Origin of the sequence: Stenotrophomonas oahuensis (genome assembly GCF_031834595.1) — a bacterium.
Classification (GTDB): Bacteria; Pseudomonadota; Gammaproteobacteria; order Xanthomonadales; family Xanthomonadaceae; genus Stenotrophomonas; species Stenotrophomonas oahuensis.
The window spans coordinates 3,823,025-3,842,587 of record NZ_CP115541.1; the positions used below are offsets into that span (position 1 = coordinate 3,823,025).

Genomic DNA, 19,563 nt, shown 5'->3' on the forward strand with positions numbered 1-19,563 from the left:
CCCCGAACGCTTGCAGCCTCCCACTTCGGTCTCCTGTCGTCAAGAGGGACGGGCGGGTGTTGTCCATGGCCTGAGGTTGAGGCGATGTCGGCACCCAAAAGAGAAAGTAAGGTCACGCCGGACTTGAGGATTCGTAAAGGCCTTGTGGCAGTTAGCGGAGGGCGCGCTGTGGTCGTGCTGGGAGTGCACAAAGAGGGTATCCATCTCAGGGTACAGGGCACCGACGAGATTTTCTGGGCCGATCCAAGCATGATCGAACCGTTTGTTTCGGGGACCTCTGCGCGCACCATAAGAGCTATTTCTGACTCCGACCCGAAGGACGAAAAAGAGGCGGCCAATTGGTGCGACACCCTAGCCGCGCTACTAAAGCAGAGCAACGGTGTTGTCAGTCGCAAAGCATGCGCTGCAGTGGCTTTAGAATTGGGCGTCCACCCCTCAACTGTGCGGAGACGAATCAAGAACTATCGTGATAATCCGGTACCCGCGTCGCAGCTACGCGCCATCCCGGGTCCCAGTCCCGGAAGTCGAAGGCTTAGGCCCGTCGCGGAAAGCCTGATAGACAAGGCAATAGACGGGACGCACCTCACGCGTGAAAGACCTCCACTATCTGCCGTTGTGAGGCGAGTGGCGGCGCTGTCTAAGGAGGCAGGCATCCCTGCGCCGGGCAGGAAGGCAATACGTGCACGAATTGCCGCGCGGTCACCTATGGAGGTTGCTAAGAAGCGACTGGGTGGACACGACGCTCACGCGCAACACGCCCCATCTGTCAAAGGGATTGAGGTATCAAGACCTTTGGAGGCAGTTCAGATAGACCACGCGCTCGTGGACCTGATTGTTGTTTCTGCTGAATCCAGGAAGCCGATTGGCCGGCCATGGATCACGGTTGCGATCGACGTTCTCACCCGATGCATTCTTGGCTATTACCTGAGCTTCGACCCTCCAAATCAGACTTCAGTTGCGCACGCATTGGAACATGCATCATTTCCAAAGCAGCCTTGGTTGAAAAGCCTTGGGCTGGATCTTCACTACCCCATGTTTGGCAAGATTGAGTGCGTACACTGGGATAACGCAAAGACCTTTCAGGCAAGGGACGTCAGGGCTCAATGCGAAAGGTATGGCATCCGTGTTAATGAGCGGCCCGTGCGGAGCCCTCATTATGGTGCCTATGTGGAGCGAGTGATTGGCACCATGATGGGAGCGGTTCATCTTCTGCCGGGTACCACATTCTCCAATGTCAAAGCTAGAGGTAGCTATCAGTCCGAACGACGCGCCGTCATGTCGTTTCAGGACCTCGAGAAGTGGCTTGCTGAGGAGATTGCGGGGCAGTATCACAACAGACCACATAAGGGCCTTCGCGGCTTGACGCCTGCTGCAGCCTGGGAGGCGGCGTGGATAGGGAAGCGCGGAGAGACAATCCTTCCGCCGATGATTGGAGACCAGCGCGCCTTTGTTGTTGGTTTCTATCCCTCAGTGACCAGAAAGGTCACGAGAGAGGGGGTGGTAGTCAAAGGACTACGTTACTGGGATCCATGCCTCACTCCTTTCATCAACGATCAAATAGACCATCAGATTCATTACAGCCAACGGGATCTATCAAAGGTTTACTTGCGTCACGGCTGCGGCTTTCTGGACGTTCCTCTCATCGACCGATCCTTGGGGGCGTTCTCTTGGTGGGAGCTGCGCGAGGCGCGCTCGGAGTTGAAGGCAAGAGGTAAATTGGCGTCGTCTTCGAGCGAACTTTTCGAGTCCATGCAGAGGCAGCGCTCTATCCAGATCGCAGCCGAATCAACTTCCAAGGCCGCAAGACGCAAGGTGGCTAGATTTCCCAAGCTCGAAGCGCCGGCCGGCACCGACCTGGTTGACTACGCCGTCGCCGCCGCGGCATTTGATTGGGATGACGGGGTAATCGAATGACCACCAATGATGCTGAGAGTGAAGTTTCCCCGGCTTTTGGGCTTCAAGTTCCAGCTGAGCTCGAGCACTCGTTTCGCTTCATCCCGCACCCCGCGGCCGTAACCTACTTGAAGTTGGCAAGTCACCTCAGAAGGTTCGAGGCAGGGCGAGATCGGCCCAAATGCGTGCACTTGGCTTCCGGGCCGGGCGGGGGGAAGACTCGGCTGCAGATGCACTACCTTTCGCAAGTCTCTCCGTCCGTAGATGCCCTCGGTCTGAGGCAACGCGAAGTAATCTTCGTGGAAGCTCCATTTGATGGACATCACTCGAAGCTGGCTCGGTCGTTGATAGACGCATGTCTGCCAGGCGGCTATCCAGTGCGCAGACCATCTCTCATGTGCGACACCGCGCTGAACTTGCTCTCATCATCGGGGGTCAAACAGATCCTGATCGATGAAGCGGGGAATTTTCTGAATGCGGGTCGCGCGACGCAGCAACAGACGCTTGCGTTCATCAAAACGATAACAAATCGCGGAATCACAGTGTCGATTGCGTCGACCATGAACTTGGTAAATGTTCTGGCTGCAGATGAACAATTACAATCCCGCTTCACGCGCGTTGAGATCCCACTCTGGTCGGAATCGCAGCAATTTCGCTCATTTCTTGCAAGCATCGAGGCTGGGCTCGATCTGCCAAAGGCTTCTGGACTGGATGACCAGGCAGTCGTCCGCTGGATGGTTTCGAGGGGATGCTGCACGACGGCCAAGGTGCTCGAGGTGATCGCAGCGGCGATGAGGATTGTTCACGCGCAAAAGCTCTCGCGAATCGATGTGCATGTTCTCGAAAGAGCGTTGACTGCAGGATACGTAGGGGAGGGTAAATGAAATGAACATCGTGGACTTGCCGGCCCATGCCTCTGTATACCCGGGGGAAACGGTAAACTCTTGGCTGGAGGCCACACGCCAGCATCTTGGCCTTGACCCGGAGGGATGGTGGTCATGGTGCGCGTGTGATTCGCGGGAGCCAGAACGCCCCAGCAATGGGAGGGCGTGGGTCGGGTTGCCTGCCGATATAGGCAATGTAGCGGGTATCCCAATAGATATGCGCGTCGCCCCGGCGTGGCGCCACCTTTGTTGCGCCTTATGCTCAACGCCGTGCAGGGGGGGTAGGCGGTACCCCGTCAGGGTTGCTTGGCTTGATGTGAGAGCCGTTTGCTGCGAAGAGCATGGATTGCTTCTCTGCGAGAGAACGGCCTCACGGAGCATCAGCGCGGGAGAGGACCAAGCGTTAGGGCAATGGCTGCAATGGCTCTCCGAATGGCGCATGGGTACTGGGCTTGACGCCCACGACATGAGGTTGCGGCGAGATCTACTCCTCGCCGCTGCTCGCAACTGGTCTCCGGTTCCTGGTTTGATTGCAGGTATAGGCTCCGAGTGGGTCCTAATGGAGCGCGGGTGGGTGTTCCGCCCGAGCAATCGTCAGCACAACTCAAGAATGCCTTGCAGAGTAGGGGAGCTGCAGCTTGGTGAAAGGGTGGCAGCATTACACGCTGCTTGGCAAGCTTGGAGTGCGTTGCGGGAAGGCGAAGCTGCTGCGCTACCAAGATTTCCAATCGAGGCTTGGAGATGGCTCGACCTGCGATGGCGCTCACGCGGTTCCGTGCCCTGGGCAGGGATGTTTGCGGAGATAGTTGCATCTATGTCGGGGCGGAGAGACGCAAGCGAGTTGCGCAGATCTAAGCGGTGACCTCCTCGTGGAGCGCCAACGTCGCGATCATTTGGCCATCAGGATGAGTGTCAGTTGGCTGGTTCTTTTCGTCTGCGGGGCATTGCTCGGCCTTTTTCCTTTGCTGTAGGTCGTGCGGAGCGACGCACGCCACTAGCCTGCGTAAGTACGGGGATATACGAGTCAAGGAAGTCCGCCATGTCGCTTCGCTTTTGAAGGACGCCGGCTGGGATCTCAAGCTTGAGCCTCCGAGCGATGGAAACTGCATAATTGATTTGTGCATTTGTTGGTGGCTTGAGATCCCAATCCAAGCAGTCGGCAACAATGGGCAGTATCCGTTGGCTGACCCGTGACCCGAAGCTCTCCCGCTCCGGCTCGTACTGGAGTCGTGTCCACTGCTCTCGCAGGGAGTCGAGAAGGCCCTGGGCTGCATCTAGTTCAATTATCAGATCGCAGTCTGGGTCGATGAGCAGCAAAGCCATAGGCGAGCCCTGTGTATACTTATAAGTAGTCTACCTTTGAGGTGGTAGCTATAGAAGTAGCCAGAGAACAATGCTTTACAGCATGCAGCACGACTCTTTGGCCCGAAAACTTGGCTTGGCAATCCGCGCCGCCCGTTCAGCTAATGGCTGGAGTCAGGAGCGTTTCGCCGACTCGATCTCCATGCACCGCGCCTACTACAGCTCAATCGAGAGGGGGGAGAAAAACATAACCGTCGCCACACTAAGTAGACTGGCTGCCGGTCTAGGCGTAAAACCGCATCAGCTCCTTCGTGACGCTGAGCTTTAGGGGGATTGCGGTCGCGCTTGCGAGCGCTGATAAGCAAGTCTATCTTTATGTATAGGGGCGGCATCGAGAGGTAGGTGTGGCAAATCCTGGTCAAGATGCGAAAGGTGGTGCTGATGCCTATTGGCAACGGCGCAGGCTTTCATTTGCCCATGCTCATATATTGAGTCTAGTCGTGCAAGAGCGGCTGAAATCCCATCCCGATCAGGGGGTGATCAATCTGCTGATTGAAAAGGCCGCGCACACACTAGCGCGCGCCCGGAAGCTCTAACCTTCTTCAGCATCCCGCTGCCGTCGATCGAGTCGTAAAGGCCGGCTGGATGGTGGACTTTGGCGTGGAGAGCGTTCGATGTCTGCCTGCACTGCCTTAATTTACGAACGCCTCTGCAGCGATTAGGAATGTTTATCGGGGCTAGGGGGAACATCGCTTCTGACGAAAAGGGAACATGAGGCCTGGCCGTATTAGTGAGGCTTATCGGGAAAAAAATCGCAGCGTCCGCCACATATTGGTCTTGGCGGCGATGAAGACCGCCGACACGGTGTTACCCAGGACAGCGCTCAGGCGGTTAGAGATTCAATCGTGCGAACCGAGCATTTGCTTTGCCCTATCGTCCGATGGAATGCGCGTCAGTCAACGTGCACTGCCGCGACCCTTCCCGTCTACCATGCCCATCTAAGTCCGAGCTTGCCATTCCACGCAGTTTCATTTCCGCTGAAGCTCCAGCTGTAGTCCACGTCGGCGAACAGATAGCCCGTTTCAGAGACCTGCCAGGTGCCACCCACGCCCACCTCAGCCCAGCTGCCGCCCATATCCACCGCGAACGGCACGTAGCCGCTGCTGGTTGCAAACTCCGCCCGGGGTTCGCCACGGAACTCCCACCAGATGTTGGCGCGCAGCCATGCGTTGTCTGCGCGCAGCTGCCCCTGCCTGCTTTCGCGCTGGCCATTGCGGCTGAGTCGCGCGCCGATGCGCCCCACCAGCGAATCGCCGTCGCTGAAGCGTACCTGGGCATTGCCCACGTCAAGATCATCCACGTCGATCTGCTGCCAGATCACCTGCGCCTGCGGCTCGAGCCGCCAGCGCCCGTCCTCGATCGTGCGGCCGTCGCCGTCATTCAGGATGAAAGGCCAGCCCGCCTCCAATGACAGCGCCAAGCCGTATGCATCGACGAAGGTGTCCTGCATCCGCGGCGACTGTATGCGCAAGTCATACCAAGTGTACTGACCCACGGCATCCAGGTATGCGCCCTTGTCGTTGAAGCCTGTCCAGTAGCCACCCACCGAGCCGGCCTTGAAGCGATCGGTGCCGGCGTGGAACTGGTAGTCCAGAAGGTTGTGCCGGACCTCACCCTTGCCCTTGCCGTAGGCCAGGTAGAAGCCGGCGTGCTCGCGGCTGCGATCATCGGTATCGACATGACGGTACAGGTCCACACCGATCTGCAGGGCATCAAAACGATAGTCATAATCAGGGCCGCGATTGCCGTAGATGCCGTGGCGGCCACCGTCGTGCTCGCCGTCGTGGCCTACATAGCGCATCCACGCGCCGTTGAAGCCGCTGCGATCAGGATCAAGGTCTGTACGCTGGTGCAGCAGCTGCTCATCGCCCACCCGCTCATGCAGGGTGTCGATGAGGGTGCGTCCATAGACCTGCGCCATTGCCGGCGCGGCGGCAATTAGCGACACCTCCTGGCGGAAGGCCGGCGTGGGCGGGGCAGGAGGGTTGGGCGGATCCGGATCTGGGTCCGGTGGCGGCGGGGGCGTAGGCGGCACCGGGGGATTGGGCGGCACGGGTGGGGTCGGTGGCGCCGGGCACGGCGGTGAGGGCGCGCCTGCGGCCGCGCAGTCGATCACCGAACGGAGGTACCAGCTGTTCTCGACGTCATTGCCGGACGCCGCAGGACCACCGCCGCGATAGAGGAAGTACTCATACGGTCCGGCGACCACCGGTGCCGCAAGTGCAAAGTTGTCTGCCATCGTTGTGCTGTTGAGCGACTGCACCACCCGGATGCCATCGGCGAGCGTCAGCTCGCCCAACCCACCGGTGTTGCTGACCTCGATCATGCCCGGCCCACTACTGCTGCCGTTGAAGACGACCAGCTGATCCGAAGGCGCACCATCCCCCGCGAGCCAAGTGTTCAAGGCAAGCGTGCCATCGCCGCTGTACCCGGACACCGTCAGGGTCTTGTAGGACGCTGCCAGGGTGGGATCGCCGCTGGGCGGGGTGAACTCGATCCGGCTGGGGTCGTTGACCAGTGTCGTAAGGTTGGAACTGCCGGTCATCCGCCACAGAGACTCCTCCAGCACGAGGTTCGAGACGCTGCCAGCGGCGGTTGAGGCGGATCCCACCAGCGTGCTGCGGGTCGCCGTGATGTCGGCCGCGCCCGGCAGCGTCGGGATGGGAGCACCGGGCGGCAGCGGCGGTGGCTCGGCGGGAAGGTTGCCGTCGTCATCAGGAAAATCGGCCGGGCCGCGAACGCCCGGCTCGCTCGTCGCCAGCGATGGGAAGCTGGTCAGATCGCCCACCCGAAGCCACTCGGTGGCGCCGCTGGCGCTGGTGTCGGTCAGGCGGATGCTGCCGTTGCCCGCGACCCCAACCGTGGGCCCGCTGGCGTTGGTCAATGTGCTGCCGGTGAAGTCTGCCTGCGAAACGGACGTGGGCGTCCCCACCAGAAACAGGGCCATGGCGTCACTTCCGATGGGAGCCACCGTAGTGGACGCACCGGTCAACTGCCCCCCGATCAGTGCCACTGCCCCATGTGCCGCCGCGCCCCCAGTGCGCAACGCCACGTTGCTCATCTGTACCTGCGTTGGCATATCGCGCGCCAGCGCGCCGTGCGCACCCGCGCCTTCGGTTGAGACGGCGAGGTTTGCTGCGATGACCCGCGCCTGCCCACGGCCGGACGGTGCGGAGCCATAGTCCACCAGCACCGCGCGCAGGCCGACCGCGCCGATGCCATGCGTGGTCACCGGCGTGCCGGTGAGGGTGATGGCCGCAAGTTCGGTCGCCAGGTCGTTGCGCGCTTGCGCATTGGCGCCGTGGGCGAGGTCGCCGAACGTTTCCACGCTGCCGCCAGTGTAGGTCACCTGGGCAGGAAACTGCGTCCCCAGCTGTTCGGTGATGGCGAGGACGCCGCTGGCCCCGCTGCCTTCTGTGCGTACGGTCACCGCATCCACCGTGGCGGTGCCGCCGTCGTCGGCCCACACGCCCATCGCGTAGGTACCGTAGGTCCGGGCCGCGGTGCCGCTGGCCAGCAGCAGCCCACCCGGATTGCGTGCGCCAAGCGCATGGGCGAATGACGACTGCCGCACCTGGTTGCCGTACGTGATGATCGAGCCGCCCGTCAGCGTCACGGTGCCGGCCATGTCGGCCAGCGCGCCCATGGCGTTGTCATTGCCACGGGTGACTATCGTGACGTTGTTGGCGGTGATGCTGGCGCTGCCCGCAGTGAGCGCGGCCGCGTCCACGCCCAGCGTGCTGATGGTGGTGCCGTCCACCGCGATGGTGGAACCGGCCAACGCGCGCACGCCGTAGGCGGTGGCGCTTTCGGTGCTCACGCTGCCGCCCTGCAGGGTCACGTTGGCCGCCAGCCCGTCCGCCAGTACCGCCGGTGCCCACGGACCGGTGGCACCGGACGGGCGCATCAGCACCTGGGTATCGACCAGCGATGCGGTTGCCCCTGCCAGCACCGAAACGCCGATGGAACGTGCGCCGCCCACGGTGATCGTTGCATCTTCGATGCGGGCGCTTGAGCCGGCATCCGCAATCAGCAGTCCGGGCGAATACAGCGCGCTGGTGGTAATGGCGCTGGTGCCGTCAAGCGTGAACGTACCGCCGCTGGTCACGCGCACGCCTGCTGCCGGATTGAGGACATTGCCCGCGCCGACATGCGAGAGCAGGGTGTCGCTCAGCGACACCGTGCCGGCGTCCACGCGGACCAAGTTGGCCAGCGTACCGGTGGTGGTCACGACCGCGCCCTGGCCGGTGACCCGGCTGCCCGCGCCGCGCGCCAGAATGGCATGGCTGCCGTCCTGGGTGGTGGTGTTCTGCGCACCTGCCGTACTGATCGTGGTGCCGTTCAAGGTGATCAGCCCACCGTCGAGCGCTGCCGCGCCGAATGCACCGCGCGAACTGGAACTGATGCTGCCTGAGGTCAGTTCGATCACGCTGCCGGCGCCGGTCGCCACGACGGCATGGTTGTTGAGCGCGTTGAAGCCGCCGGTTACCTGGATCTGCGCGTTGTCCAGGCTGATCTGCCCACCCGCCTCGGCGCTTACTCCGCGCAGATTGGCCGGCGTACTGGTGCCTGTGGGTGTCATCGTGATGACGGCACCACTGGAGGTGATGGCGCTGCCCGCGCCGTTTGCGCGCAGCCCGATCTGCCCGCTGGCGGCAGCGGCCGTGGACACGGTTCGTACCGTGCTTGCGTTGAAGCTAATCCGGCCGCCCGATTGTGCGTACGCACCCACCGCATTGGCACCGCCAAGGTTTTCGATGATGCCGTCAGCGATGATGTATCCCGTCGATTGTGCCGAAGCACCGGTGGCGTTGGCTGCCACGACAACGACGGTTCCGGTCGGTATGGTGCACTCGCCGCCGGCGGTGGCCACGGCGGGCGTGGGGCAGGTCTGCGCCGCGACAGGTGATGCCATCGCTACTGCCAAGGCAACGCTCAATACACACAACTCTTTAGGCCGATAGTTCACCCCGCCGGCTCGATCCGTATGAACAGGCATGGCAGCACCCCTCGCTTGCGGTAGTCCGAAGGTGGAGTGCCAGACCACTGCTGACAAGGGTAAAAAGCGCAACCCGCTTAAGTAAACATACGCGTCGACCCGTGTCGGAACTTGGACAAGAATCGCTACGGGCAGCGCACTGTAGACGCCGAGCCGGAAGGCATCTCCCACTGCCCCCCGCGGACCGAGATCAACCGATCACGAGTCGCGGCGTCTATTGACGTAGTAGCTCGGCAGGAGCACGCAGGTCACAGGTTGCAAAGTAGTTTTACTGACGTCGTCTGCGTAGATCCGCAGAAGTAAAGGCGAGGCAAATGCTGCAGCATGCATTTGGCGACTTCTCGCGTCCGGTCGGCGCCAGGTTGAAGGATGGTCCTTGCTGCCCCGGAGTTGGGAAATGGATCGGAAATTCCTGGTAATGTCGCTTGCGACGGCTATCTTGAACCTAGCCACGCATCAAGCGCAGGCGGCCCCGCCGGGAGATGCCCAGTTGCCAGACGCCTATGAGCCGGTCGGCAGCGGCACGACACTATCGACCGCGCCGGATGCCCCTGTGGGCTGTTTCGGCATCACTGCCAATCCGCGCACGACGGCGACATTCACCGACTACCAAACTGTTGCCGAGCGCCCGGCAGGGAGCTACTTCAGCCCGATACCCGTGTTCAGTGGACCCGCGAGTTTTGCGCCTGCGAATGCCACCTTCATCAATGCAACGGTGTACATGGCGCCGGAGCGCCTTTCACCGCCGACCTGGGTGACAGTTGGGGCAAAGCGGGACTGGGTGGCACATGGCAAATCAGCGCCATCGGCTATCTCTTCGCAGATGCGGATTACACATGGACTTTCGATGGCGACGAGACATCGTGGAACGGAAAGGTCGGCATGCGCTGGCAATGGTGATCACGGTTAGACCAACCATCAGCACCCAGACAGGCTGCCGACTGTTCCGTCCACCTTGCGATGTCGTGTGGCGAGAGGCGAACTGCGGCTGGCGATTTCTTTCGTTACCTTCCACGCTGCACGAGAGAGCAGTTTACTTTTTGAAGGAGTGTGATCCCGTGTCCGAAATTACCAACCCGCATGAGAACGTCGCTCAATCGATATCCGACCAGGACATCAGCGATGCTTACATATATCTACTCGGCCGCCTGCTGATAGCGCGTCAGCAGCAGGCGGATTTCGACGAAGAAGGCCTGCGGTGGAACACGCTGCTGCATCGCAAGCCGGGGCAGGTCGAGTGGCCGAATCCCAACTTGGACGTGGCCTATTCCGAGGCGTGGATAGCGCTTGACGATAACGCCTGGCTGCTTGTCACCGTTCCGGAGATCAGTGGGCGGTACTACGTGGTCGAATTTATCGACGGGTGGGGTGAAACCGTCGCAAACATCAATGAACGGGTCTATCCGGACCATCCGTTCGGCCAGTTCGCGGTGTGCCTGACAGGCAGCGACATGAGGATTCCAGAGGGGGTGCAGCGGGTCGAAGTGCCGGCCATGGTCACTCGGGTCCTGCTGCGCGTAGAGCTGGGTGCAGATTGGAAAGAAGCGATCGACTTGCAACGGCAGTTCAGGTTCGAGATGCAGGGAAACCCGACCTTGCCCGAAGTCCCACGCACGGTGATGTTCGATATCGCGGAGCTGCCCGGCGTGGAGGCGTTCGAATCGGCCGAGCTGGCATTGCGCGAACCGGACACCAGCGCTCTGGAGCAGCTCCAAGCCAAAGTCAGGGCGATTGCCCTGGCGATCCGGGCGCCAGCCGAGCGAGCCCGCGTCGATGCAGTTGTCCGGAGCAAGGCGTTCAAAGACTTCTCCGATGCCGCGCCATACATCGGCCGTGGCAGCATCCGCAACGGATGGGCGCGGCCTGCCTGTTGCGGCCATTGGGGCCAGGACTGGATGAGCCGGAGCACCGTCAACTTTGGTGGGATCTGGGCCAACGTGCTCGATGAAGTGCTGTATTACCGCGGTGCCTTGGACAGCGCCGGCGCAGCGCTTGAACCCGATGGCAGCTACACCCTGACATTTCCCGCCGACGCGCTTCCGGACAAGTTTGCCAAGTACTTCTGGTCAGTTATCGCCGTCGACCGCCTGCACCGCAGGGTGCTGCCGAATCCGCTGGAACGCTATCTACTGAACAACCAGTCGGGTCTCGTCAAAGAAGACGACGGCTCGCTCACGCTCTACTTTGCACCGGAGAAGCCAGCGGACGCGCCCGAGCCAAACTGGCTGCCGACCAGCGCCGGCAAGCCATGGAGCTTGACCTTCCGCTTCTATGGCCCACGCGGCGCTGTCGCCGATGGCAGCTACTATCCGCCGCCCCTCATCCGGCGAGCATAGGCCAATCTCATCACTCTTTCGGAGCGCCATAATGTCCAGCCCGCACAAGTCCAGCAGCAAACGCATGCCCAACCCCGCTCAGGTCAGCGCGTTCTCGCCAGCCCACCCGGACCTTAAAGATGGTGCCGCCGTGCCGGCGCGCGTGGCCAGCCAGCATTACGCCGAGGCATTGGCACGGGTGGTCTATATCTGGGGTCATCCCCTGGTCAACACGTTCCGGCGCACCAGCACTTGGGAACTCATGAAGGGCCACGGGCCCGGCATGGCCATGGGCCTGTTCCCCGGCTCGCCAAAGAACCACATGGGCTATGTGGATGACTACCTGCCCGCCGCCCAACGCAAAATCGTGACGCCGAACAACGACACGATCTACGGTGCCTGCTTCGCAGACCTTGGCGAAGAACCCGTAGTAGTACAGACACCGAGGGATGTTCCCGTAGGTCACTACTGGACCATTCAGATTGTGGATGCGTTCACCAACGTGATCCACCAACTGGGCTCTGCGTCAAAAACGCCAGCCGGCAAGTTCCTTCTGGTCGGGCCTAACTGGCGAGGCGGGACGCCGCAAGGCTTCAGCGGCGTACTGCACTCACCGACGGATGTCGCCGTAGTAATGGCGCGAAGCTTCGCCGCGCGCACGCCCGAGGCCAAGGCACAGGCACGCGCCGTACTTAATCAGATGGGCGCTACGCCGCTCAGCGAGGATCGGCCGGGAATGCGCCATTTCGACTGCGAGTCCAGTGCGCGAAACAAGGTATATCCACCCAATCTCAATGCCGATATCCTCGCAGCCGATCCTGACATCTTGCGCGAGCGTCCTGTGCATGGCGAGACCTTCTGGGACGATCTGAAGCGGGCACTGGACGCCAATCCGCAAGTCGGCCCGGACGATGCCGTGATGGCCGAACAAGCGCGCGTATTGCTCGCGTTGCGCGAGCGTGATCCGGCATGGAAGGCGCTGTTGGACCAGACGGTGTTGATCGCCGACGCCGAACTGTTCCAAGGCGCACGTTACGAGCAGGTCGGAACGGACGCCGGGAACGGTTGGCAGCGCCAGGCCAACAGTGGACGCTGGGGCAGCGACTGGCTGAGCAGGGCGCAGGCGGCCGCGATTTATATCTATGTCAATGACTTCGAAGAAGCGGCCTACCTCATCCGCGGCGTCGATGACCAAGGCGCTCTGTTGAACGGTCGCTACCACTACACGATGCGATTCGAAAAGAATCAACTGCCACCCGTGGATCGTACGCGAGGTGGGTTCTGGTCCCTAACCATGTACGACAAGGACTACTATATGCTACCGGAGAGCCCCAACAGCCGGCACAACCTGGGCACGGTCAACCTCGACGCCAACGAACTGCATTTCGACCAGGACGGCTCGCTCACGCTCGTTTTGTCCAGCGACGAACCCCGGGATGTGGCCGGGAAGGCCAACTGGCTGCCCGCCCCACGCGACGCGTTCGCGCTGATCGTCCGCGCCTACGTGCCGGATGCGACAATTCTCGATGGAATCTACAAGCTGCCTCAAGTGGTGCGGCAGAGCTGAAATTAGCCCCAGCGGTGCGCCAGTTGCATCCTTTCGTTCTTATTCGCCAAGGGCAGGGCGTTCAATGATGAGCTCTGTCAATCATGGCTGGAGGCGTTACAAAACACGCACCCTGCGTCGCCGTCAGCGCTTCGGGCGATTGTGAATGTCCGCTTCCGGCTGGGAGCGGACATCGGCAGGGCGGGGGATAAGGAAGATTTATCGGGGGTAGGGGCGGCTTTTGGCCGGCAGGACTGTCTCACGAGCGTGCGGAGTCGAGAAAGGTCCGCTGTCGTTTAGGGAAACGCATGTTTCGGCCTTTAGTCCATCCAACCATTGTTCGACAGACCTTAACGCTTCTTCGGGAGCTGCTTCGGCCGCCCGTTGTACAACCTGGAAAGTAAGCTGGCAGATTGCTGTGGACTGCAATCAGGCTATGACCAGGCGGGTCGCGTGACCGCACAGCTGAACCATCATGTCAGCTGCGTCGATCTAGCCCAATTTCAATATGGCGAAGCAGCCCGACCATGCCATAGAGCTCTCGCTTGTCTGCGAGCAGCTCGATGTCCCTGGGCTAAATTTCGCTCAGGGGTGGAACATTGTCCGAATCCTGTCCTGGGAAGCATTCTGAGACGCGGCGAACCTTGCTCATGGTCGTTGAAACTCTTGCTGCGAACGAGCGTTGGCACCAGAATGAGGCATCCCAAGCAAGGCCGATGGTGATGTTTCTTTCGAAACTCCAGCAGCACACACCGACCAACGAGGACATCTGGGGTGATGACCCACTTGGCCGTCGTGAATGCGCTGTAACACTTACACGCCTCATTAGAGCCACAACCAAGCCCTATGTCATAGGCATTTACGGACCTTGGGGAAGCGGAAAGACGGTGTTTATGCACCAGCTTCAGCTCGAGCTGGAACAGGAAAAAGTCCCCACCGTCCGGGTGGATGCGTGGAGAACTGACTATCTGGCGGATCCACTTGTCGCCCTCGTCGAAGCCATCAATCAAAGACAGGCAGATGAGGCGGCCGCTCACGGCGGAGGCTTAACAAGGTCCCCTGATGAACTCTTGGAGGCTTCGCTCGCGATAGCTCTCCCGCTCTCGGAGATTGGAGTTGCTGCCACTGCGGTCGCCACGCCGCTACTCGCGGCGACGGGTGCCGCATTGAAGGGCGCATTGGTTGCTGCAAAAGAGGTGGTATCGCGAAGGGTTAAGGCTAGCAAGGATCTCCGCATTGGCATCGAGCATGCGCGGGACTATTTAACGGGGCGAGCGCGCCCGGGCGTCGTTAGCCCGATCGTCAAGCCACTGGTAATTATCATCGACGAACTCGATAGGTGCAGGCCCGACTACGCTGTGCGCATGCTGGAGCGCGTCAAGCACTTTTTTGACGTCAACGGCATTGTCTTCCTCATAGCATCCGATGGAAAGAATCTGCCTGCTGCAGTCAACTCCCAGTACGGCTCCGGACTAAACAGTGAGGAGTACCTTCGGAAATTCTTCGACTATGAGTACGTGCTGCCCGAACCCAATGCCTTACAGTTCACAGGCGTGCTATTTCAGTCCTTTGGCTGGGACCGAATCGTGCCTGAAGGTAAAATGCTGTTTGATCAGGGCTTCGGTTCGCGAGAGCAGATCGCTTCGTATGTTCATGGTATACAGTCATTTGATCGGCGCTACGACTACTCTGAAGCACTTGACCTCTTCCCTAAAGTAGCCGATTGGCTCGATCTGAAGCTAAGGGACCAGGCGCAAGCCTTCACTCTCATAGACGTATACCTCCGCACTCGCGAGCCAGAAGAGGTTGCATTCCCACAGCTCTCGGTCTTCTTGGCATGTATGCGTTTTGGGCGTGAAAAGAAGTATCGCGAGATCATCAAGAATCCCACATCGCAGTCGTTCCTCGGTCAGATGGATTTCGAGCGTCCGGAGAGCAGTGGCCTAAAGCCTCTAAGGGATTGGGTTACTGCCCTCGCGTCATGGGATCGTCCTAGTCAGCAGAAATCATCAGTCATAGTCAACAATGCTAGAGAGTACGGAAGTGTTGATGAGCCTGAACTGCTTCCAATCCATGCGCGCTTAAGAAAACTCAGCAATATCGGTCTTTCCGATGTGACCTCTTCCTTCTCAAGGCTCGCTAGGGCATAGCTTTAATCTGTTTAGTCAAAGGGCAGCGGTCGCTCAGACGCGTGGGCTGATGAAGAACTGAGGACGTGTTGCTTGCGACTGATGAATGACGCTGCATCCCGCAGCGGTAGGGGAGGGGGCTTTTCGGTCAGCCGCAAGTCACTGAGAGCTTCCGTTCTTGGATGAAAGCGGATCTCGTGATGTAGATAGCGAAGGAAAATTCATCCGGAGGATGCCTGGATTCTCACTTGCAGTCCAGGGCCTAGATATCTTCAGAAATGAAAATCTGCGTCCAGGAGGCCAACGGCTGCACGAGGTCGGCCGACTGAACGGAATTGATGGTGCCGTCCGCCTGCAGATAATGGTGCACGGCCGCCGGAAAATGCTCAGGGTTGAGCGGAATTGCCGCGCGTGGGTTGTGAAAAACGTCCAGGCCTTCGGTCCACGATTCGGCATAGTCCGAATCGTCGACGCGCACTGCGAAGGGGATCGGTTCGGCCGCGTCTGGGGCGGGGTTCCAGACGGTGCCGTGGCGAATCATCCGGACCCGCCGGGAACCGAAACCGGCTACGTAGCCTATCCGGTTGAACTTCGGCAGCGTCGCGCCGCTGTTGAAGATCACGGCGCTAACATGCTCGGCCCCAGGCAGATCGAAAAACCCTGACGCCGCCCTCCTGTCGCTCCAACGATGCTCTTCCACCTTGGTCGCCACCACGACGAGCCTTCCGTCCACGTCGTGGTATGCATTGTGCTCGTATGCGTATAGGTAGTTGATCAACCCGCCGCGCGCGAATGTCATCGCCGCCGGCGCATGGAAGTCCTGAATGACGAATACCAACGGCTTGCCGGTGACATGCGGCAGGTTCCAGTACGCCTTGCGGAGCTTCTTCTTCAGCGCACCGGCGAACTTGATTGGGATGTAGTGCTTGAGGTAGGCAAGCCGCTCGTCCTCTGTCGAGATCTCCGGTGGTGCCTGCAGATTGCCCTGACTGTCCTGGGTCGGATTGACGGTAGTGACTTCTACCGCGATCGTGCCGAGGATATCCCGGGCGAGGAAGTCGGGCGCTTCATGCTCGCGTGTGAGCTCAAAGCCATTCTCGACGAGCATTGCGTACGTATAGAGCTCGAGCAGTCGCGCGTCGAAGGCACGGGTCTGAAACTGCTCGATGAAGTTGCCGTCGACGTCCTCGTACCAGCGCATCATCGCCTCGACGATAGCGCGTGCCGGACTGAATCCTTCTTTATCCAAGAGTATGGCGAAGCTCGGATGCAGGCGTTCACGCTCCACCTCGAGCCGGAAGAAATCTACCGGCGCGGGCCCTTCGTCGCCTTGGCCACGTTCGGCCTCGAGGCGGGTCAACAACGCTGGGGCTCCGCCCACGAGCGCGGCTGCGGCAGCCTCGGCGGTATCGAAAAAGGCGTCGGTCTGGGTGATCTGGCGGAACCGCCCGACGCGATCCTGGGCCAAGTAGATGCCTAGGAAGTCGCCGTCGGTGCGGTCACGCACGATCACCCCAAGTAGCTGCCCGTCGGCCGATTCGAACCAGGCGACCTCGTCCAGAATCCACATGGAAGGGCCGAAGCGGCACCACGCCGCCAACGCATTGAACCGGGGCAGGGAGATTGGATGCATGTGACTAGGATATCAGGCGGTATCCCTGCCGGCGCATGGGTCACGCGCCGTGGCACTTCTTGTGCTTCTTGCCTGATCCACAGGGGCACTGTTCATTGCGCCCAAGCTTTTCACCGACGAGAGCAGCCTTCGGTGGGACAAATTGGGTGACTGTCTGTTCGTATTTTTGAAGCTGCGGTGTGTCGAAGAAGCACCAGTCCTCATTCAGCGCCTGGTAGTGATCGCGGACGTCGTCCGGCCATGGCTCGCCGGGCATGAGGATGAAGTCCTCGGAGTTGGTGTTCCAGGCGAACTTCGGCGCGTCCATGCCGATGCCGATCACCTTGTGCAGGTGCGGGAACTTGTTGCGCGCCGCGCCGCACGCGATCTCGAGCAAAGTGCGACGCTTGTCGAGATAGTCGGGCTGCACGCGGATCGCCTCGGGCGCGCGCAACTGGAAGAAGACGTAGCCGACCTCCGGATAGAACGAAGGCATCAAGGACACGTGACGCGTCAACCCGCCAGTGTTGGGAAAGTTGATGACGTTCTCGCGAATCTTGCTCGACAGGGCGCGTCGCACGAACCGCGGTTCCTTCACCATCTCGACGATGGCGCTCTGGCCGCGGAGCAGGTCGGCGTTGCCGCCCAAGGTGCCGTCCAGCAGATTCTGGCAGGTGCGCTGGATCAGCTCGTCCCAGAAGTAGGAGACCTCGTCTTCGCGCTTGGTGTTCTGATACAGGGCGGAGTTCACGAAGCCGTGCCATTCGCCTTCGCCGATCATCACCCCTGTGACCGGCTCGTCGGAGCCGATCCTATGCACATTCGTCGCCTGGTCGAAGTTGAATAGGTAGTGCCCGAGCAGATCTTCTTCGCCGCAGTACGCCAGAACGTCGAAGCGTCGGATGGCTCGAACTTTCTCATCGAGGTAGCGTGAGAAGTCGCTGATCGTATCGAGCTCGCCCAGGATGATTGGGAGGTTGTGGCTGTCGAACAGGTGCACCGGATCCTGCCGGTCCAGGTCGACGTGGAAAGGGCGCGGTGCGTGGCCCTTGTCCGGATCGCAGTAGGTGATGGCCAAGCTGCCGTAGATGTTCTGCTCAGAGCTACGCGCGCACGCGTTCTTGGCACCGTGTGCCACCACGATCTTGTGGACGGTGGCCGCCGGGTCGACAGACAACGGGAACGGCACGGTCAGCTTGGCATCGAGGTAGATGGGGCGGCCACTGCGCAGATAGCGCTCGGCGCCGTGGGCGGTAATGATCTGGCGATCGATCGCGCGTCGCTTCCAGCGGTCCCAGGCAATCAGGGGATCGGTGTCCGGGTTCTCCCCATAGGCCTTCTCGCGATCGAAGAAGACGAAGATGTGGTCACCAAAAGCCGCCAGGACGTCGCAGAGCTCCTTGCCGTCGTCCTTATACGGGTTCGGGTAGGTCCACAACTTCAGGAAGGAGCGCTCGCAGAAGTCCGCGAGCATGCGCTCGGTTTCAGTAACCCCCGCAGACTTATGGCCGGCCTCCATGCGTAACACTCCTGAACGGGAACGATGCAGTCTAGCGGGCGGCTTCCGCATCGCCGTCGAGCATGCGGGCCGCGGGGTTTTGGGTGATCTCGCCGGCCTGGAAGCAACCGATCGCTTGCGCCATCCAGGGGTGCTCGTTCAGCGCCTTGCCGGCCGCTTTCGGTGATAGCGCCCCAAATCCATAGTACGCTCAAGGCAATCAATCCTCCAACAGTCGAGCAGCTGGATTTGCTGTAGCTCCGCCGGTCTGGAAGTACCCCACGACACTCGACACCGAGCGATGCTCGGTCAGTTGCATGATCGCCGGTAGCGCCACGCCTTGGCGGCTGGCCTCGGTCACGAACCCCGACCGCAAACTGTGCCCGCCAAAATCCCCCTCCAATCCCGCGAGGCGCGCCCGCCGCTGCACGATCTCACCCACGGCGGCCGGGGACAGGGCAGGGCCGACCCGCTGTTTCCACAGCCGCCGGAAGATTGCCCCTTCGGTGATCCCAGACGCCTCCAGCCAATCCTGCAGGGCGAGGGCAGCCCGATCCAGCACCGGCTTGTCCGGTGTCGAGGTTGCGGTGACGCCGGCCTGCTGGGTCTTGCTGTGCTCCAGACGGTAGATATAGCCCTCTTCGCCGATGCGGCGAAGGTCGCGCAGGTCGGCAGCGGCGATCTCGCTGCGCCGGCGGCCGCCACTAGCGAATCCGAAGCAGAGTAGGGCGCGATCCCGAATTCCTTCCAGGCTGTCGTCGCAGGTGACCAACATGGCCTCCAGCTCGGCCAGGGTGATCGCAGTCTTCTTGCGTGGGCGTTCGCCGCGCTTGACCGCGGCCCTTGCCGCGCGACTGAGGACGGTGCGGATCGCTGGCTGCTCGCAGGGATTGGACACTTGCTTGAGGCGGTGCGCGGTGGACAGCACGGCAACGCGATGGCGCACGGTGGCCAAGGTCCATGGGCCGGCCTTGCCCTTAAGGCCAGCGGCCACCAAGGCCTGGTCGACGGCTGGTGGCAGTTCCCAGGCCAATTCGCCGTCGGTTGAGCGGCGCTGTAGATGATCGACCAAGAACTGCAGCACGGTGGCTTCGGGTACCGGTAAAGCCAGCTCGATGCCGTAGCGCGCCGCATGCCAGCCCGCCCAATAGCGCAGGGCGCTGGTGTAGCTGCGGGTGGTGTTCTCGGCCGCCGCTTCTGCCAGCAGTTCGCGGACCGCATCGGCCGCCTGTTGGGCCAGCTGTTCGGGCAGTGCCAGGGAGGTGGCCGCTGCGGCGGAAACGGGAATTGTAGAAATATCTTTCATACTATGTAATGTACGCTAC

General features: G+C 60.9%; 11 protein-coding genes. 7 read left to right on the forward strand and 4 right to left on the reverse strand.

What is annotated here, in order from left to right:
- Positions 1–84 precede the first annotated feature (84 nt).
- The 3 genes from PDM29_RS17085 to PDM29_RS17095 all read left to right on the forward strand — a co-directional run bounded on the left by PDM29_RS17085 (position 85) and on the right by PDM29_RS17095 (position 4,407).
- A complete protein-coding gene (locus PDM29_RS17085; protein WP_311191250.1) occupies positions 85–1,914 on the forward strand; it encodes a Mu transposase C-terminal domain-containing protein in 1,830 nt (609 codons plus the stop codon).
- Positions 1,911–2,777, forward strand: coding sequence for a TniB family NTP-binding protein (locus tag PDM29_RS17090; RefSeq protein ID WP_311191251.1), 867 nt, complete (start codon positions 1,911–1,913; stop codon positions 2,775–2,777). Before PDM29_RS17085 ends, PDM29_RS17090 begins: the two co-directional genes overlap by 4 nt.
- Before the next feature lie 1,405 nt (positions 2,778–4,182).
- On the forward strand, positions 4,183–4,407 hold the full coding sequence (locus tag PDM29_RS17095; RefSeq protein ID WP_311191252.1) for a helix-turn-helix domain-containing protein: 225 nt from the start codon (positions 4,183–4,185) through the stop codon (positions 4,405–4,407).
- Positions 4,408–5,064: 657 nt separating this feature from the next.
- Here the strand turns inward: PDM29_RS17095 and PDM29_RS17100 are convergent.
- Complete coding sequence (locus tag PDM29_RS17100; protein WP_311191253.1) at positions 5,065–9,054, reverse strand: autotransporter outer membrane beta-barrel domain-containing protein; 3,990 nt, start codon at positions 9,052–9,054, stop codon at positions 5,065–5,067.
- A gap of 481 nt (positions 9,055–9,535) precedes the next feature.
- Between PDM29_RS17100 and PDM29_RS17105 the strand changes: the two genes are divergently transcribed.
- The 4 genes from PDM29_RS17105 to PDM29_RS17120 all read left to right on the forward strand — a co-directional run bounded on the left by PDM29_RS17105 (position 9,536) and on the right by PDM29_RS17120 (position 15,149).
- A complete protein-coding gene (locus PDM29_RS17105) occupies positions 9,536–10,048 on the forward strand; it encodes a hypothetical protein (protein ID WP_311191254.1) in 513 nt (170 codons plus the stop codon).
- A 148-nt stretch (positions 10,049–10,196) separates the two neighbouring features.
- Positions 10,197–11,474, forward strand: coding sequence for a DUF1214 domain-containing protein (locus tag PDM29_RS17110; protein ID WP_311191255.1), 1,278 nt, complete (start codon positions 10,197–10,199; stop codon positions 11,472–11,474).
- A 31-nt stretch (positions 11,475–11,505) separates the two neighbouring features.
- Positions 11,506–13,020 carry a DUF1254 domain-containing protein gene (locus PDM29_RS17115; protein WP_311191256.1) on the forward strand — a complete coding sequence of 505 codons (1,515 nt, stop codon included), beginning with the start codon at positions 11,506–11,508 and terminating at the stop codon, positions 13,018–13,020.
- A gap of 695 nt (positions 13,021–13,715) precedes the next feature.
- Positions 13,716–15,149: a KAP family P-loop NTPase fold protein gene (locus tag PDM29_RS17120; protein WP_311191257.1), complete on the forward strand. Its 1,434-nt coding sequence runs from the start codon at positions 13,716–13,718 to the stop codon at positions 15,147–15,149.
- A 241-nt stretch (positions 15,150–15,390) separates the two neighbouring features.
- Here the strand turns inward: PDM29_RS17120 and PDM29_RS17125 are convergent, their stop codons facing one another.
- The 3 genes from PDM29_RS17125 to PDM29_RS17135 all read right to left on the reverse strand — a co-directional run bounded on the left by PDM29_RS17125 (position 15,391) and on the right by PDM29_RS17135 (position 19,544).
- On the reverse strand, positions 15,391–16,761 hold the full coding sequence (locus PDM29_RS17125) for a hypothetical protein (protein WP_311191258.1): 1,371 nt from the start codon (positions 16,759–16,761) through the stop codon (positions 15,391–15,393).
- Positions 16,762–16,801: 40 nt separating this feature from the next.
- The gene (locus PDM29_RS17130) at positions 16,802–18,259 is read right to left on the reverse strand and encodes an SEC-C metal-binding domain-containing protein (RefSeq protein ID WP_311191259.1); all 1,458 of its coding nucleotides are present in this window, start codon (positions 18,257–18,259) and stop codon (positions 16,802–16,804) included.
- Positions 18,260–18,458: 199 nt separating this feature from the next.
- Positions 18,459–19,544, reverse strand: a complete 1,086-nt coding sequence (locus tag PDM29_RS17135) for a tyrosine-type recombinase/integrase (RefSeq protein WP_311191260.1) — start codon at positions 19,542–19,544, stop codon at positions 18,459–18,461.
- Positions 19,545–19,563: the final 19 nt, after the last annotated feature.

What these genes read in the sequence shown, in the direction of transcription:
- PDM29_RS17125 (WP_311191258.1), bottom strand. Translation starts at nt 16,761, where the DNA reads ATGCATCCAATCTCCCTGCCCCGGTTCAATGCGTTGGCGGCGTGGTGC.
- PDM29_RS17085 (WP_311191250.1), top strand. Translation starts at nt 85, where the DNA reads ATGTCGGCACCCAAAAGAGAAAGTAAGGTCACGCCGGACTTGAGGATT.
- PDM29_RS17100 (WP_311191253.1), bottom strand. Translation starts at nt 9,054, where the DNA reads ATGGCATCACCTGTCGCGGCGCAGACCTGCCCCACGCCCGCCGTGGCC.
- PDM29_RS17135 (WP_311191260.1), bottom strand. Translation starts at nt 19,544, where the DNA reads ATGAAAGATATTTCTACAATTCCCGTTTCCGCCGCAGCGGCCACCTCC.
- PDM29_RS17090 (WP_311191251.1), top strand. Translation starts at nt 1,911, where the DNA reads ATGACCACCAATGATGCTGAGAGTGAAGTTTCCCCGGCTTTTGGGCTT.
- PDM29_RS17105 (WP_311191254.1), top strand. Translation starts at nt 9,536, where the DNA reads ATGGATCGGAAATTCCTGGTAATGTCGCTTGCGACGGCTATCTTGAAC.
- PDM29_RS17120 (WP_311191257.1), top strand. Translation starts at nt 13,716, where the DNA reads ATGGTGATGTTTCTTTCGAAACTCCAGCAGCACACACCGACCAACGAG.
- PDM29_RS17095 (WP_311191252.1), top strand. Translation starts at nt 4,183, where the DNA reads ATGCAGCACGACTCTTTGGCCCGAAAACTTGGCTTGGCAATCCGCGCC.
- PDM29_RS17130 (WP_311191259.1), bottom strand. Translation starts at nt 18,259, where the DNA reads ATGGAGGCCGGCCATAAGTCTGCGGGGGTTACTGAAACCGAGCGCATG.
- PDM29_RS17115 (WP_311191256.1), top strand. Translation starts at nt 11,506, where the DNA reads ATGTCCAGCCCGCACAAGTCCAGCAGCAAACGCATGCCCAACCCCGCT.